At 44.7% G+C, this 16,701-nt stretch carries 16 protein-coding genes; 13 read left to right on the top strand and 3 right to left on the bottom strand.

Annotated features, from left to right (window positions below):
* Nucleotides 1-259 precede the first annotated feature (259 nt).
* Nucleotides 260-715: a class I SAM-dependent methyltransferase gene (locus IFO66_RS21720; protein WP_225445976.1), complete on the bottom strand. Its 456-nt coding sequence runs from the start codon at nucleotides 713-715 to the stop codon at nucleotides 260-262.
* Between the two features lie 376 nt (nucleotides 716-1,091).
* On the opposite strand from IFO66_RS21720, the gene IFO66_RS21715 reads away from it, so the two are divergent.
* From IFO66_RS21715 to IFO66_RS21685, 7 genes are all read left to right on the top strand, one after another.
* Nucleotides 1,092-2,156, top strand: a complete 1,065-nt coding sequence (locus IFO66_RS21715) for a FecCD family ABC transporter permease (RefSeq protein WP_192027127.1) — start codon at nucleotides 1,092-1,094, stop codon at nucleotides 2,154-2,156.
* 21 nt (nucleotides 2,157-2,177) lie between these two features.
* Nucleotides 2,178-3,197 carry a FecCD family ABC transporter permease gene (locus tag IFO66_RS21710; protein ID WP_420488694.1) on the top strand — a complete coding sequence of 340 codons (1,020 nt, stop codon included), beginning with the start codon at nucleotides 2,178-2,180 and terminating at the stop codon, nucleotides 3,195-3,197.
* A gap of 147 nt (nucleotides 3,198-3,344) precedes the next feature.
* A complete protein-coding gene (locus IFO66_RS21705; RefSeq protein WP_192027125.1) occupies nucleotides 3,345-5,306 on the top strand; it encodes an AraC family transcriptional regulator in 1,962 nt (653 codons plus the stop codon).
* Between the two features lie 27 nt (nucleotides 5,307-5,333).
* Nucleotides 5,334-6,086, top strand: a complete 753-nt coding sequence (locus tag IFO66_RS21700) for an alpha/beta hydrolase (protein WP_192027124.1) — start codon at nucleotides 5,334-5,336, stop codon at nucleotides 6,084-6,086.
* Nucleotides 6,087-6,360: 274 nt separating this feature from the next.
* Nucleotides 6,361-6,696, top strand: a complete 336-nt coding sequence (locus tag IFO66_RS21695; RefSeq protein ID WP_225445975.1) for an ArsR/SmtB family transcription factor — start codon at nucleotides 6,361-6,363, stop codon at nucleotides 6,694-6,696.
* A gap of 138 nt (nucleotides 6,697-6,834) precedes the next feature.
* Nucleotides 6,835-7,332: an SRPBCC domain-containing protein gene (locus tag IFO66_RS21690; protein ID WP_225445974.1), complete on the top strand. Its 498-nt coding sequence runs from the start codon at nucleotides 6,835-6,837 to the stop codon at nucleotides 7,330-7,332.
* A gap of 107 nt (nucleotides 7,333-7,439) precedes the next feature.
* Nucleotides 7,440-7,907: a hypothetical protein gene (locus tag IFO66_RS21685; protein ID WP_225445973.1), complete on the top strand. Its 468-nt coding sequence runs from the start codon at nucleotides 7,440-7,442 to the stop codon at nucleotides 7,905-7,907.
* A 238-nt stretch (nucleotides 7,908-8,145) separates the two neighbouring features.
* Here IFO66_RS21685 and IFO66_RS24410 read toward each other — a convergent pair whose 3' ends face one another.
* On the bottom strand, nucleotides 8,146-8,376 hold the full coding sequence (locus IFO66_RS24410; protein ID WP_420488693.1) for a GNAT family N-acetyltransferase: 231 nt from the start codon (nucleotides 8,374-8,376) through the stop codon (nucleotides 8,146-8,148).
* A gap of 116 nt (nucleotides 8,377-8,492) precedes the next feature.
* Between IFO66_RS24410 and IFO66_RS21675 the strand changes: the two genes are divergently transcribed.
* Both IFO66_RS21675 and sigJ read left to right on the top strand, forming a co-directional pair.
* Nucleotides 8,493-9,671: an NAD(P)/FAD-dependent oxidoreductase gene (locus IFO66_RS21675; protein ID WP_192027123.1), complete on the top strand. Its 1,179-nt coding sequence runs from the start codon at nucleotides 8,493-8,495 to the stop codon at nucleotides 9,669-9,671.
* 131 nt (nucleotides 9,672-9,802) lie between these two features.
* On the top strand, nucleotides 9,803-10,672 hold the full coding sequence (gene sigJ / locus IFO66_RS21670; RefSeq protein WP_192027122.1) for an RNA polymerase sigma factor SigJ: 870 nt from the start codon (nucleotides 9,803-9,805) through the stop codon (nucleotides 10,670-10,672).
* Between the two features lie 704 nt (nucleotides 10,673-11,376).
* On the opposite strand, the gene IFO66_RS21665 is transcribed toward sigJ, so the two are convergent.
* Entirely contained in the window at nucleotides 11,377-12,177 is an 801-nt protein-coding gene (locus IFO66_RS21665) for an arylamine N-acetyltransferase family protein (RefSeq protein ID WP_192027121.1), read from the bottom strand.
* Nucleotides 12,178-12,567: 390 nt separating this feature from the next.
* Between IFO66_RS21665 and IFO66_RS21660 the strand changes: the two genes are divergently transcribed.
* The 4 genes from IFO66_RS21660 (at nucleotide 12,568) to IFO66_RS21645 (ending at nucleotide 16,365) form a co-directional block, all read left to right on the top strand.
* Nucleotides 12,568-13,461, top strand: a complete 894-nt coding sequence (locus tag IFO66_RS21660; protein WP_192027120.1) for a helix-turn-helix transcriptional regulator — start codon at nucleotides 12,568-12,570, stop codon at nucleotides 13,459-13,461.
* A 127-nt stretch (nucleotides 13,462-13,588) separates the two neighbouring features.
* Nucleotides 13,589-14,407, top strand: a complete 819-nt coding sequence (locus tag IFO66_RS21655) for an NAD(P)H-binding protein (RefSeq protein WP_192027119.1) — start codon at nucleotides 13,589-13,591, stop codon at nucleotides 14,405-14,407.
* A 168-nt stretch (nucleotides 14,408-14,575) separates the two neighbouring features.
* A complete protein-coding gene (locus IFO66_RS21650; protein WP_192027118.1) occupies nucleotides 14,576-15,529 on the top strand; it encodes an ATP-binding cassette domain-containing protein in 954 nt (317 codons plus the stop codon).
* Entirely contained in the window at nucleotides 15,526-16,365 is an 840-nt protein-coding gene (locus IFO66_RS21645; protein ID WP_192027117.1) for an ABC transporter permease, read from the top strand. The genes IFO66_RS21650 and IFO66_RS21645 overlap by 4 nt, the downstream gene beginning before the upstream one ends.
* The last annotated feature ends 336 nt before the right edge of the window (nucleotides 16,366-16,701 follow it).

Raw genomic sequence — 16,701 nt, 5'->3', positions numbered from 1 at the left:
TGAAAGATAATTTCCATATGTGAGGTGTTTATTTTCTAGCAAACAAAACAACGAAGTTAAAATATTTATACACACAATCTACTTCTGAAAACCCGATTTTTTGCAGCCAATCGAGCTGTGTTTGCAGCGGGGACATTTTATCGAGTTTCGTTCTTTCATATGCAGCATCCATCTCTTGTCTGGATAATCCGCTCGCTTCCACTTTTTCATTCCAGTCGGTTGTATAAAGAGATTGAATAAACGGAGTATGCCCTAGAACTTAATCAGCGTTAATAAATATACCGCTCGGCTTCAAATGTAAATATATATTTTTATATAAAGTTTGTTTATCGGCATCTGTTAAATGGTGTATCGATAGGCTTGAAATGATAATGTCATATTTCTCAGGTGAAATGAAGTTCGTATAATCATCCACGATGTAAGTGACGTTGGTTGATCCTTTGAATCTTACCTTTGCGATATCTAGCATTTTCTCAGACAAGTCGATAAGGGTGAGATTAGCGTCGGGATACTTTTGCATCATTAGTGACGAGAACAAGCCGGTTCCGGCGCCTAGGTCTAATAGGATCGGAGAACTTGTTGCTGAACTTGCAAGCGATACGGATATACGGTAAAAGTCGTCAAAGCAGGGGATAAGCATTTTTCGTTGCTGATCATACTGTTGAGCAGCTTCATCGAACTGAGACTTCACTTTATGTTGTCCATGTTCATTCATACGTCCACCTCCACGTTTCTGACCCTATCATAGTTTAAGTTTGTTTATCCGTTAAATATATAGAATCTATTTGTGTAATAGAGCTGACCTATAACGTTGGTGAGGAACAGAAATATCTTCTAACGATCATAGAAAAATACAAGAAAGACAATCGATATGTCTATTGTTTTAAAGTCAGATCCTTATTATCGTGATACGTGATGGCTGCATAGTAGCTATTCATATAAAAAATAGCTTCGTGTAAGCTGGACTTTGCAGAATCCATATATGATAATGATAATTATTATCAACAATTCAATAATTAATGAGCAACGATTAAGCGAGTAATGATCCATCATCTATAAAATGAAATCTCGTTACTATTGAGGGAGGCAGCATGGCGTCAGTCGAACAAACGAGTGTTCAAAATGAATTACGTGAATTGTCAGTGAAGCCGATACATAGGAGTCGTCCATGGACTGCTACTGCAATTTTAGTTGGTGGTCCGATATTGATAGCAATCGGGCTTGTTATCGCGGTATCATTTGGTGCTAGAGATATACATTTTTCGGATATATGGGATGCCATCTTTCACTTTAATCCGAAGGTGGCGAATCATCATATTATTCAGGAGCTTAGGCTGCCGCGTGTGCTTGGAGGTGCGATGGTAGGGGCCTCTTTTGCTGTGGCTGGGGCCGTTATGCAGGGCATGACACGCAATCCGTTGGCAGATTCAGGTTTGCTGGGCATAAATGCTGGAGCGGGATTTGCTTTGGCGCTTTGCTTCGCCTTTTTTCCACAGCTGCCGTTCATGTATGTCATTCTCTATTCCTTTCTTGGTGCTGGCCTAGGAGCAGGCCTGGTGTACGGAATTGGAGCCATGGCAAGGGGAGGTCTTACTCCACTCCGCTTGGTGCTTGCTGGAGCTGCGTTAACCGCCTTATTGGGGGCGTTAAGTGAGGGAATTGCGTTGTATTTTGATATCGGTCAAGAGTTGGCCTTTTGGTATGCCGGAGCGCTTGCCGGAACGACATGGGCTCAGTTGGAAGTGATGTTTCCGTGGATAGCAGTGGCGTTCGTTATGTCCGTAGCGTTATCTCGTTCGGTTACGATGCTTAGTATGGGCGATGAAGTTGCAAGGGGATTAGGGCTGCGCATTGGACTTGTAAAAGGGCTATGTGCGGTCGTTGTACTTATTCTTGCAGGCGCAGCTGTCTCGATTGTAGGTGCAGTTGGCTTTGTAGGGCTTATGATTCCACATTTGACCCGCAAATTGGTCGGGGTTGATTATCGCTGGATTATCCCTTGTTCTGCTGTGCTCGGGAGCTTGCTAGTTGTGTTTGCTGATCTAGCTGCGAGAATGGTCAATCCTCCAGCCGAAACGCCTGTCGGCTCGATTATCGCGCTCATCGGTGTACCGTTCTTCCTCTATTTAGCTCGTAAAGAATGGAGGGAGCTGTAGATGGAACTGTTGAAAGTCACCATGGAAAGTTTGGATAGACAGAGAAGGAATCGTAGTATGATGATTATGGGCATTTTGACGATGCTCATTTTTATTGTACTTGTTGTAAGCATGAATACAGGATACGCACGTTTGTCGCCGCTTGAGGTGTTATCTACTTTGTTCGGCTACGGATCAGCCAAGCAGGAGCTTATTTTATTTGAATTTCGTTTGCCTCGAATTATTATCTCTGTATGGATAGGAGCGGGTCTTGCTGTCTCCGGCTGTATTATGCAAGGGGTTTCACGCAATGCGTTAGCAGACCCCGGTATTTTGGGCATTCATGCAGGTGCAGGATTAGCGATTATGTTATTCCTAACGTTTTTTCCAACGACTGCCGCGGCTCCAATTTTTGTGCTGCCTGTGCTTGCCTTTATCGGTGCGGGCTTAACGGCTGTTCTTATTTATGTGTTGGCCTATAAACGTTATAAAGGACTATCACCTACTCGTCTGCTGCTGACAGGTATCGCTGTGGCGGCTGGAATAAGTGCTGCGATGATTGTGTTGACGGTGCGACTCGCTCCCGATAAATTTCAATTTTTAGCGACATGGATGGCAGGGAGTATTTGGGGGACGGATTGGAAGCATGTATGGGCCTTGCTTCCGTGGCTGCTCGTTCTGCTCCCATATGTATTTATGAAGGCGCAAACGATGAATATTTTGAACTTAGGCTATGAACCATCCTTAGGGTTAGGTATTGATGTGTCACGAGAACAGCTTAAGCTGCTTGCGGCAGGCGTCGCCTTAGCTGCGTCCTGTGTAGCCGTTAGCGGTGGAATCGGTTTTGTAGGACTCATAGGACCGCATCTTGCTCGTCGGTTAGTAGGTCCCAGACATCAATTTCTGCTGCCTGTATCGGCATTGACTGGTGGGCTGCTTATTGTCGTGGCAGACACGCTAGGGAGATCGCTGTTTGCACCAGTGGAAATTCCTACGGGAATCATTACGGCTGTCATTGGAGCGCCTTACTTCCTCTACTTGATGGCACGTACTAAGGTATAGCGCGGATAGGACGAACCTAATACAGTGAGTTTGCAAAATGTGATGAATGGCTGTCTTACTCGCGTGATTCGTACGTGATGAAGGCAGCCTCGTTTCACGATGTCGGACGATTAGAGCTTTTATTTTCTAAATAAGGAGGTATGAGTGATGATGGTAAACGAGTATGCGGCACTATGGAGTCATAGTACGCCAAACGTAGTAGATATACGTCATCTTACGTTGGCTCCTGGGGAGTGTATACGATCATACAAGCTGCCTTCTATGATGTTTTTTCTTAGCGTGAGAGGCTCTGCTCACTTGCATGTGAACGGGAGACATTCGACAATGAACGGATTCTTTCTTATGCATGGGGATAAAGGGCATATTCTTCAAATAGATAAAGTGGAGTATGAGCTTGAATGTTACTTAATCTACTATAAGCCTAATGTACAAGCTCATTTTGAGAGGGAGGGCAATGAGTTGGTCTTTGCCTTTGAACCTCGTAATCCATTAGTGCTTCTGGAGAGAATGGAACAGCTCCAGCGCGTATGGCAAGCGAAAGGGGAGGAAGCGACTCGTCTTCTGAGCGTCCAATCACAGTACTATGCGTGGACAGTCGAGGTATTGCGGCAGCTTCAAGATTGGCAAGATCAACTCGCCAAACCTGATATTGTAGAAGGGGCAAAGGCCTATATTCATCAACATTTTGCAAGAGCCATTACCTTGGAAGAAATAGCAGAGGCATTAAATTACAGCGTTCCACACTTGTCGAAGCAATTCAAACAGCGTGTTGGACGTAGTCCGATTGAGTATTTAATTGGTGTACGGATCGATAAGGCACAGGAATGGCTGAGTAAGACAGATGCGGCGCTGCAAGAGGTGGCAGCAGCAGTAGGCTACACGGACATTTCTTATTTTACAAAGTCGTTTAAGAAACATACTGGATTAACGCCTGGTCAATTCAAATCGTATGTGAAGAACATGGATAAAAGATTAGATCGTTACAAAAATCCGATAGCATTCCCCATTGTTGATCGAAGCAGGAGCAGCTACAATACAAATAATAATGAAAATCATTATCATTTAAAGGTGACTGAAGGAGAGAATGCAGAAATGTTGAGGTTGGCTGCAAAAAGTAGATTGGCAATGGTGATGCTGGGACTGACTTTCATGCTTGGTGCCTGTTCAGGAGCGAGCGTTGGAACGAGTGCGACTCAATCAGCAGGGACGTCGGAGGTTGTGAACAAGCCAACGAATGGGGAATCAAGTCCGACTGAGCAATCTGCTAAGTGGCCTAGAACGTATAAAGATGGAACGGGGAAAGAGGTAGTCATTGAGAAGCAGCCGGAGCGTGTGGTTACAGGGCATTTCGCGATGATGGAATATTTCTTTGCCTTAGGTACGCCGCCGATAGCATCCCCCTTATCAGAAAGTATCCTTGCCAAGTTCGAGACGTTAAAGCCGTATGTCGGGCAGACCAAGGTAGCAGATATCGGTCAAGTAAGAACACCGAACTTGGAGTTGATGATCGAGCTTGATCCTGATCTTATTGTAGCCTTTGCAGGAACACATAATGATGTGTTCGAGGATTTGAATAAAATTTCAACGGTTGTGATGATGGATAACACGGAATGGGATTGGAAGAAAACGCTCCGTGAATACGCCTTTTTACTAGGGAAAGAAGACGTAGCTGAAACGTACATTACGAAGCTGGATGGGTTGATGAAAGAAGCGAGGGATAAGCTGCAAGTACATAAGGACAAAACCGTAACGTTCTTGCGTCCAACTGGCAATGGGAACACCTTCTATGTACTTGATGATAACTCTGTGTCGTATATGTATGATGCACAAAATGGTCTTGGGTTAACGGCGCCGGGTGAATACAAGCTGGAAGAGGAAATTGTGTCGTTGGAAGGGGTTGTGACGCTGAATCCAGATGTTATTTTTATCGTTGATTATTTGGCTGATATCGATACGCAGCTGGCACAATTGGATAAGAGTAACGTATGGAAATCGCTGAAGGCCGTGCAAGGTGACAACGTATTTCCTTTGGATGTCTCTATTGATACAGGTGGGCCGCTTGCGATTCAGCATGCGACTGAGCAAGTGCTTCATTTTATGAGCAAGTAAATGGATAGGGGAGTCGGTGGTGATACGATGACGATGATTATACATGAGAAGTTTGGTGACCGTGAATTAACGATTTATTTGCCAGAAGGTTACGAGGAGAGTATGGATAGGTATCCAGTTATTTATTTGCAGGACAATGGGGACTTAGTTGATCCCGAGGATAGTGATTCTCTTTCGCTCATTCGTACCCTTACTGCTAACGGAGAGCTGCCAGCATTCCTATTTGTCGGCATTAAGCCATTCGATCGGAACAATGAATATACACCATTTGTGTCTACCAATGTATTTGAGTCTGGGGAAAAAAAGTTTGGCGGTCAGGCGGCGCAATACGCTGCATATTTGGCTCATGAATTGAAGCCGTATATCGACAGCCGCTATCGAACATTGCGAGATGGCGAGCATACGGGAATTATGGGATTCTCTTTTGGCGGACTCATCTCGCTGTATACGGCATTGCTCTACCCTGATGTATTTGGCAAAATAGGTAGCTTCTCGGGTTCGTTCTGGTTCCCAGGCATTGTAGATTGGGTGGATCAGCTGCCTGCGTGCAGTCATGGACAGCGGCTCTTTATGAATGTTGGACATGGTGAAGGTGCAGGGCGAACGAATGGGCAGCAGTGGATGGTGCCTAACAACTTGGTAGTCTATGAAATATTGCTGGGCAAAGGCTTCACGGCACATACAGCGAAGCAGATCATCTTTGAAAGTGACTCGCATAACTTCGAGAAAGGTGTTTACTATTTGCCTGAAGCGTTGAAATGGTTGTATGTGACGGCGTAGCTGTCTTTCTGAGCTTAGGTGTGTATATGTTAGAATGCGATTAATGAGCAGTTCCTCTTTTGAGATGAGGGAACTGCTCTTTTTCACATTTAGCTGGGCATGCTCGTGGCAGTAGTATGAAGCACAAATTGACCTCGTATTTCGGAAGTGTGAAGGATTTGGAGGGGGCTGTGAGAGAAAGGGATTCCTATGAAAATGGTGCACATTGTGAAAGAAATCAAAAAGCAATAAATATACGTTGACGCATATATACACTTTGGTGTATATATTAATTATGAAAACATTACCAATGCAGATGTTGTTATTTACAATCGCAGAGCCCAACCGATTTAACATTGTAGAGTTGTTAAAGAAAAGGCCGCATTCGGTTGGGGAAATTGTAGAAGAGCTTCATATCGGTCAACCGCAAGTGTCACGGCATTTGCGAATTTTGGGTGAAGCTGGACTGGTAGGTGTCCAGCATAAGGGTCAGCAGCGGATATATAGTCTGGAAGCGAGACCATTTCAGGAGCTGGATGCTTGGTTCGATACCTTTAGCCAGCTATGGGAAGAACGGCTTGATCAGTTCGAAGACTATATGCTCGACATTTATAGGAAGGAGGAGCAGTGACAGCAGCGCGTAATCGAAGATTAGTAACGGAATAGAACAATGATGAACAGCGTGAGTACTTTTATCGTGAAATCATTGTGTTACGGCCAGATGAACATAGATTGTCTATGAACGACGCGATTGCCATTGTGGAGGTATATGATGAACAGGAAGACGACCATTATTAAAAATCATGAGCGGCGGGAACTTATCGTAGAACGGCTTGTAGCTATCCCTCGTACGATTGCTTGGCAAGGTTGGACGAAGCCTGAACATATTACGCATTGGTGGGGACCTCGGAACTGGACGGCTACGGTGTATGAAATGGATGTCCGCCCTCAAGGTGTGTGGCGCTATCGTTTGGATGCTAATGATGGAACGGGTACGGTATTTTGCCAAGCTGTTTATAGCGAAGTCGTTGAGCTTTCTAAGCTTGTCTATGTGGACTCAATGACAGATGAGAATTGGAATGCTATGGACGGCAGTGATATGTTAACGACGGTTACGTTTAGCGATACGGAACAGGGCACGAAAGTTTCAATTACGACCCATTTTGCAAGTGTGAAGCAGCTTGAAGAAGCTGAGGCAATGGGTATGATTGAAGGCTACACAGATACGTTGGAGCGATTAGAAGAGTATTTGCAACTGCATCAATAGGATTTGCGATTCGCAATGATCACATGATGGTTCAGACATAGATACAGAACGGGAACAGCTATATCGAAATGTTACTCATTCACGTAAATATAAGGAGGAATCGTCTTATGACAGATAATCTTATGGAGACAGGTGCATATACAGCGCCAACACCAAATCCTGATATGCAATCGTTGAATCGCTTAGTTGGAAGCTGGAAGGTGAGCGGTGGTGTAGAAGGCATCGTCACTTACAGATGGATGGAAGGCGAATTTTTTCTTATCCAAGATGTTCAGTTGAAACAGTACGGTCAAGATGTGAAAGGGATCGAGATTATCGGTCACGTGCAGCCATTTGGCGAGGAGCCGAGCAAGGACATTAAGTCGCGTTACTATGACAGCATGGGCAATACGTTGGATTATGTGTACGAAATAGATGGTGACACGCTGATGATTTGGGGCGGTGAAAAGGGATCTCCTGCTTATTTCAAAGGCGAGTTCAGTGCTGATGGAAATGTCAATTCAGGCAGATGGGTGTATCCGGATGGCGGAGGATATGAGTCTACAATGACGAGAATCGAGATTGGTGCAGAGTAATTAGGAGTAGTTCAGTAATTCGCAGCATACGCTTTCGTTATTGCATGGCAAGGTTTAATGAATCTGTATTTGAAAAATAGCAGGCATCTCTTATGTTAAAGCCTGAAATGAGGAAACCACCTACGATGGAAAAAGTTCCATGGCAGGTGGTTTTTCGTTTGTTAAATCATTCAATTAATCAATTAATCAATTAATCTATACATCTGTTCATCATGCAGTCATGTAATGGTTCTACGATCTACAACAACTCCCCAACATAGTATTGGAATTCAGATGTAATCGTAAAGCCAGCATGCTGGTAAAGCTGTAATGCACGTTTATTGTCAGTAACTACACTGAGTCGGATGACTGTACACTGTTCTATCAACAGTCTCCTCACCATTTGTATGAGCATGTCCAGTCCAAAACCTTTTCCCTGCTGTGAGGGCAGAACGCAAAAATCATGAATAACAGCGGTAGTCGCATCGATGTAATATTTACTGCTGTAAGGGGGAATTCATGTTCCAATTTCTTTTGAACACGAGGTGTCACAAAAATGAACCCTTTCTCGTTCTATTGTCAAACACGAAAAGGGAGAGGATTGGAATGAAAGAATTGACTTGTGTTGTTGTTGGCGGAGGTTTCGCTGGGATTCATGCAATAAAGGCGATACGTAAAGCATTTCAGGAAAAAGAAGTGGATCGGAAGCTTCGACTGATTTTATTGGACCCACATCCTTATCATGTACGGAAGGTACTGTTGTTCCGTCCGGCTGTGTCCAATGAGCCGATTACGATTCCATGGAAACAGGTTCTTCAAGATGATGCGCAGATCGTTCAAGGGGCGCTGCAGCATGTGGAGAGCGAGAAGAAATGGCTGATGTACAAAGATGCGGAAGGACAGGATCGTCGTGTTCATTATGATCTGCTCGTCGTAGCCATTGGCAGTGTCGCACGTCAGCCGGAACCGGATCAAGGAGGTATTTCGCTAAACGATATTCATACCGCAGAGCGTATGCGGGAGCAGTGGTATACCAATATGAAGCTTGCCGCTGTGACAGGGGAACAAGAACAGGAGCGATTACTAACTGCAGCGGTGGCAGGAGCGGGTATAACGGGAATCGAGACAGCAGCCGAGCTGGCCCACGCGATGCGAACGGAAGCTGTCAACATGGGCATCGATCATGCGAAGGTGAAGGTGCATTTATTGAATGCTCAGGATCGACTATTTAAGGAAGGGCCTGCCAAGGCTTCGCGCAAACTGGAAAGCACGTTGGCTGAAATAGGTGTTATCGTTCATCACCGCGAGAAAGCGATACGCGAAGTAGATAGTCATCTTATTTTGGCCAGCGGTGCCAAACTACCTGTTGGTTTAACGATTTGGGCGCTGGGTCTTATCGCAAATCCAGCTTTGCGCCATATGTCACTGCCTCTTACGAAGGATGGTAAAATTATCGTAGATGAATGCTATCGGGTACCGTCAGCACCAGGCATTTATGCCGTTGGTGATTGTGCGCACATTGTGGATATGGAGAGCGGCAAGGCGGATCAAATGACGTGTAAAGAGGCTATTCCGCAAGCGAAGCGTTTAGGGAAAATTATGTTTGCAGATTTGACGGGGCGCCAAGCTCCTCAGCACAAAAGGGTGCTAGATTCTTACTCGATCGGTCTTGGACCAGACCGTGGCTTATTATGGACCCATAAATGGGGACTTGATATAATCCTCACAGGTAAGTTAGCTTATAAGACGAAGAAAACATTATGGGATTATGTCAGTATGGTGTGAGAACGGTTGATGCTTCATCAATGCTTCATCGAGGTGTAAGTTTAAGCTCTAATTGCCAAGTACCAAGTAGCAAGTATCAAGTGTTAAGTACTAAGTGCCAAGTTCTGAGTTCTCATCAAAGGAGGCAGCCTATGATTGAGCTTTATGAACAATATCGGGGCCTAATGTTTCGTCTTGCCTACCAATTAACCGGTTCTGCCGCTGATGCGGAAGATGTCGTTCAAGATGTGTTCGTCAAAGTACAAAGCGTCGACCCCGATCGATTAAAGGAACCGAAAGCTTATTTGTGCAAAATGATTACGAACCGTTGTCTGGATCTGCTTCGTTCAGCGAGAAAGCGCCGCGAGCAGTATGTTGGCCCATGGCTGCCAGAGCCGATCCCGACGATGGATGATGATAGCTTCGAGGCAGTCGTTCGCAATGACCTGCTCTCCTATGCAATTCTAGCGCTTCTTGAGCGATTGTCGGCAGCTGAGCGGGCCGTATTTGTCCTTAGGGAAGCGATGGGGTTTGATTATCCTACTATTGCTGGGTTAATTGACAAGAGTGAATTAAACTGCCGCAAGTTGATGAGCCGTGCAAGAGGGAAGATGGGCGTTTCGGAAGAGGAACTCATCGGCAAAGGCTGCATCGGAGAAGAATGGGTGCAGCAGTTTCTTGCTGCACTCTCGCTCGGCAAAGTCGATAAAGTATTGTCTATGCTTGCTGATGATGCGGTGCTCTTATCTGATGGAGGCGGTAAAGTAACCGCTGCGATTCACCCAATCGTGACAAGTGATCGCGTCGCTCGCTTCTTGTTAGGGATTCGGCGAAATTGGCCGCAGAACGCAGAAGGGGAAGGTGGCTTTGCAGTGGAGCTGGCACCCATTAGCGGCCAGACTGGAATTGTCATTCGGAGCAATGGAGTTGTACAATCGGTGTTCTTCTTGGATATGAGACAAGGGAAAGTGCAAAACATCTATATTGTTCGCAATCCTGACAAGCTGACACGTATTTCGTAGCGGGAAGGAGCGAACGTAGGGCAGCATTTGTATTGCTATATGACAGGGGGGCCTTTATATAGCCGCTGTTTAACGGGAGATCGATTCTGGAGATCGATACTCTCGATATTTTCGATGATCTCAACAGTCTCAATGATCGGCAAATACGTTAAATGATCTCTCTAACGGTCGTCATAGACGTTATTTTGACGAAATTGGCTCTTGTACAATTCTAATGGTCGTCAGTGAGCTTATTTACGGCAAAATAGCTCAATTCAAGGTTTAATCTAGTAAATAAGCGCTGTGGAAACCGTTACATTTTCAAATAAGCAAATATAGGCTGAATAGCCTCTATGACAACCGTTAGCGTAATGGGGGAGCAGCGAGATATCCTTTTTCCCTCTTTATGCATAACAGAAAAGATGCAATACAGAAGTGAAGATGCATCTCAGATAAGAAATCGATAAAAAACGCTTGGAGATGTCCAAGCGTTTTTTGCGTAACGATGCATTTACACCGCATTTACTCTGCGTGTTCACTCGTATGAACGGTGATTATATGTTGACAATTGTCCACCCTTTTCAAATTCGTGAAACTGGTATAGCCATGATTCCGTGTATGAGGCCTGCGTGAGGTAGTGTAGCGGATTGAATCGATAGAATCCCGACCGCTAGAACCTGAATCTAGCGCGTGTATAGCTTGGTGGCTGGTTGTTCCAATGACAGTCATTGTTTCAATCCAAAATGCTCTTGTAGTAATTTCGAGAATGACTCATCATCGATCTTATCCTTCGTAACGACTCCATTCTCCCATTTTGTAAAGGAACTGCCTGTTAAGGTAACATTGCCTGTACTCGTTAACTTCGTAATGAGTGGGCCTTTGTTAAAATGTGAATCGGGATGTTCGACTACAATTTGCTGTACTTCCGTACATTCAGCTAAGTCAGACAACAGCATAGTAGAATCGAAAATATAATTGATGTGCCAATCGGTATCTTTATGTTTTAACTTAATTTCATATACACAGTCGCCGAGTTCATGTTCAACTTTTGTAACCCGAAACTCACCATTCGTAGACGTAACTGTTTCTCCAGTCAGTGGGACAGGATTCAATGGCACATTCCCGCCGACGCCTGCATCTACCAGATATGTTTGCCCTTCATGTTTAAGTAGAATCGTTACATGTGTTCGACCCCACGCAATGTATTCTTTCGCTTCATTATCGTAAATAATGGCTCTTGTGAATGCGGCATCGAATCCGTTATCGATCAAAAATAAATAAAACAGTGCGTTCAGCTCATAACATATGCCGCCTTCGTTATGGATGAGAATATCTTCAATTAAATGCTCTCTCGTAATATCTCTTGTGCGATTCGTTAATACGCGTAAATTCTCGAAAGGGATTGAAGTCGATGCTAACTCGAGGATCCGGGGCAACTTTTCAAAGGTAATCGTTTCATGTTGGCCTTGCTCAGTGGTGCTGGTATAGCCGATTCTGTTAAGAAATAACGCAGTAAGATTACTCATTCATCATTCCTCCTTGAGTAGAACATGGTGACGAACTCGTGATGTTTGCGTTTCTATTTACCATCATAGATCCAATACACGAACTTCACAACAGATGGTCGTTCGAAGAATGGCGATACGTGTTTCGAGCTCGGGTGGTTAATTTCCGTAATTAAGGTTGCGCGGGTATGTGTGAATTACGGTATGTAAGCTAAACAAATTTAATTTAATCATATCTGAACTAATCCAAGAGGGTAATCCTGTGTTCGTAAGCAGGTAGGGAACCTTTTTTAAATTTTTGTTGTCCATTTTTAAAAGTCGTGATTTAATCCTGACATACAAGATGTCAGGGTTCGTATATTATGATGCCATTATCAGGTGTGAGGATGGCGGTGATGAGGAGAGAGGTTCATGAGACTGGATCGATTGCTTGGCATTACGATGGAGCTAATGTCAAAGAAAAGAGTAACCGCAACCGAGCTATCTGCTCGGTTTGAGGTATCGATTCGCACGATTTATCGGGATATAGAGCTTATTAATCAATCAGGTATCCCTGTTGTTTCATTTGCGGGCACAGATGGCGGCTTCGAGTTAATGGAAGGTTTCTTTTTAACGAAGCAGCATTTTTCGATGCAGGACTTTGCGGTCATTTATAACCTCTTAAAGGGCATGGAGGGGGCATTCGGAGATCAAATCACCTCCTTAGTGAACAAGCTGGGCAGCTTACAGCCTGCGCTGCTTAGTCAAGGCGAGCATGAAAAGCTGATCTTCGCGTTAAACGCCTCAGAAGGTGAGAAAGAAATCATTCAAGCTTTGCACCAAGCGGTCAATGAGCGTAAGATTATTCATTTTTTGTATACGAATGCGACAGGTGAAAGTACGAACAGACAATTGGAACCCGTTCATTTGTATTGGGAGCGTGGGTACTGGTATCTGGAAGGTTATTGCCTCAGTCGCCAGGCGAAGCGATTGTTCCGAGTGTCGCGAATGGAACAAGTAGAGGTCACGGATGTGATGTTCCAACCGAGGGAATTGGTTGATTCCCCTGATGTGGAAGAAGTTCGGGGAACAGTGGCGCATTTACGATTCGATTTATCCGCTCAGCCGCGTGTAACCGAACAGTTTCGAGACGACTGCATTCATCTTGGTACGCACATCGATGTCCATAAGGAATTTTACCTAAGAGAGTATGCAATCTCTGTCATTCTCAGCTATGGCTCCAAAGTTGAAATCCTATCACCTGAAGATTTGAAAATCGAGCTACTGGAAGAGATTAAAAAGATTCAACAACGTTATGAAAAGTAAGGAAAAATTAATTTGTCAGGAACATAGTCTTCGTCTATTGCTAGTTGATCGTGCGGCGAATGGATGATTGAAATGAACGATGGAATATGAGACAACACAAAAACGATTTAAGCGGGAGGAATTTATAATGACAATTTTAGTGACAGGTGCTACAGGTACAGTGGGAAGACATATTGTGAGTCAGTTAGTAGAAAAAGGTGAACCAGTGCGCGCCTTGTCGCGCAACCCAGAGAAAGCGAATCTCCCTGCAGGTGTAGAGGTAGTAGCAGGCGATCTGAATGCACCTGAGACGCTGCAAGCTGCATTGGAAGGTGTTACGGGGCTACACGTCATTACGTCGAGCTTGAGTGCAGATGGTTATTTGCAAATGAATCCTGCCCTGATCGAAATGGCGGAGCAAGCTGGTGTGCGCCGAGTAACGGTATTAGTAGGTTATGAAGGTGAAGTAGAAGAAGCGGTTCAACGCAGCAGCATGGAATGGACGTTCCTTAAGCCAGTGGAAGTGATGGCGAATACACTAATCGACTGGACAGACTCCATTCGCACGGAAGGCGTTGTACGTGAGCCATTCGGTAATGTACCGAGCTCCAGAGTGCATGAAGCGGATATTGCAAGTGTAGCTGTCGCAGCCTTATTAGATGACGGTCACCATAAGCAAAGCTATTTTATTACGGGCCCAGAAGTGCTTACTCGTATCGAAGCGGTGCAAGTAATTAGTGAAGTGATTGGTAAGGAAATTCAATTTATAGAGCTAACGGAAGAGCAAGCTCGTGATCGTTGGAGAGAGCAAGGCTATGAAGAAGGCGATATCGATTTCTTTGTAGAGATGGGCAAAAATCCACCTGAAGTTGGATATACGGTATTGCCAACTGTGGAGCATGTTGTTGGGCGACGCGGCAAGACGTTTGCAGAGTGGGCAACTGAACATAAAGATCGTTTTGTATAAAGGATAAAAGCTAGAACCAAGATATTCGAAGGCTAAAGCGAGTTGAGGCATGCCTCGAACGGTTCGATAACGCAGCCGTTATTTGCTTGTTCGAATGTTTAAGGCAGTCGGCAGTTTAATGGGGAAATAAGGTTTGATTGGTCAATTACAAAGGGGAGGTGGGCGGACATGTCACTTGCTATCGAGGTGAACGGGCTGAGGAAGGCATACAACGGCGTTGAAGTCGTTAAAGGCATAGAATTGCAAGTTGAAAAAGGCGAGTTGTTGGCTCTGCTTGGTCCAAATGGAGCGGGGAAAACGACGATTGTGAATATGCTCAGTACACTTATAAAGCCTGACGGAGGCAAGGCTCTCATTGCAGGATACGATGCTGCGATACAAGCGCATGAAGTACGCCAGAACATAAGCTTGACGGGGCAGTTTGCGGCACTTGATGAGGGGCTGACGGGGCATCAGAACATCGTTATGATTGCGCGGTTGTATGGCTATTCGTCTAAAGATGCATGTGCATTAGCAGATGAGTTGATAGAATCTTTCGGGCTATCAGATGCGAAAGATAGAATCGTACAAACCTACTCAGGCGGCATGCGGAGACGATTGGATATTCTAGCGAGTGTAATCAACCAACCGGAAATCATTTTTCTAGATGAGCCTACAACAGGGCTAGATCTGCAAAGTCGCATGCAAGTATGGGATGTCGTACGAATGCTGCTGAAGCGGGGAACGACGGTGCTCTTAACGACACAGTATTTAGAAGAAGCGGATCAACTGGCAGATCGGGTTGTTATTATCGATAAAGGAAGTATTGTGGCCGAAGGTACACCAAGTCAGTTGAAGGCCTCTACTGGAGGTAAGACGTTGTCAATTCAACTGCAGAATCCGTATCAGGTGAATGCTATCGATATCGAACAATTGCTTGCTAGCCATCATCTTACCTTGCTTCAAGATACAGATCCTTTGTTATTTAAAATACCCGTTACAGAGGCGAGACGTGCGAATCAAATCATTCAGCTTCTACTAGACAATGATATGCAGATTGCTCATTTTTCGCTTAGTGATCCGAGTATGGATGAGGTATTTCTAACTTTGCTTCAATCCTCAAGCAAGGAGGCTGCTTCATGAACAAAACAAACGCGTTGCCACCAACCGCTCCAGACCATTCTCTGTTTTCACGGGAATCGAAGAGTTTAGCAAGCCCTAATGCGGTTACAGCCGTTCGCATCTTTGTATGGAGAACGTGGAAGCACACGAGCAACAATTTGTTTGCCTATGGGATGGATGTGGTTCTGTCTCCAGTTCTCACTCTGTTCATCTTTACTTATTTGTTTGGAGGAGCGATTGCAGGCTCTACGACCGAGTATCTCCAATATTTTTTGCCAGGCTTTCTTCTGCTAACGATACTCCCAATGACGGTTTATAGTGGAACAACGTTATGCCAGGATATTGTGAAAGGAGTCTACAATCGATTCCGCACCATGCCTTTCTGGCAGCCAGCTACGATGATAGGTTCTGTCGTGATGGACAGTTTAAGATATACGAGCGCTGCACTTGTTTCCTTTGGAGTGGGGATGCTGTTGGGGTTTCGACCAGAGGGGGGCGCGTTAGGCGCAATGATGGCGTTGCTGTTTATTGTTTGTTTTGCCTTTAGTGTAAGTTGGATTTTCTCGATGATGGGCGTGTTGGTCAAGAAGCCTGAAACGGTATCCGGCACGAGTATGATGCTGATGTATCCGCTGCTGTTTGCGAGCAATATTTTAGTAGATTCGGATACGATGCCGGATTGGATGGGCGTTATTGTCGAGCTGAATCCGATTAGTATTGCGGCGACGACAGCAAGGGGATTGATGCACGGTACTGCTTCGACCGGCGATATTGCAGCTGGAGTTGGGGTATGTCTGTTATTGCTTCTTCTATTTGTGCCGTTAACGATTCATTTCTATATGAAAAAAGTGAAATGACAGTCTATTATCTAATGGTGGAAACTAGGCAGAACTCGACGATATGAGTGACCAGTCCAGATTTGAATTTTGGACAATTATGCAGTTATTTTATCTGTAAATGTGCATTTCTGGGTCATTATCGGCAAAAATGCAGTTATTTTGGCTCCTTTTCCCTGTTGAGCGCCTAATTGAGGAAAATAACTGCACATTTGTCCTAATCGAGTAGAAAATGGGTCAAGTCCATATTTATGTGTAAATTCCTCGTCGTCAAAATGGTTACTATTTGGTTTGAGGACGTCGCCAAGTATGGTACGCATTGAGATCTACGTACTTTTTCCCTGTCGTCCATTTGTC

The sequence above is a fragment of the Paenibacillus arenosi genome (assembly GCF_014841135.1).
Lineage (GTDB): Bacteria > Bacillota > Bacilli > Paenibacillales > Paenibacillaceae > Paenibacillus_B > Paenibacillus_B arenosi.
This window is presented reverse-complemented; position numbering and strand designations above follow the sequence as displayed.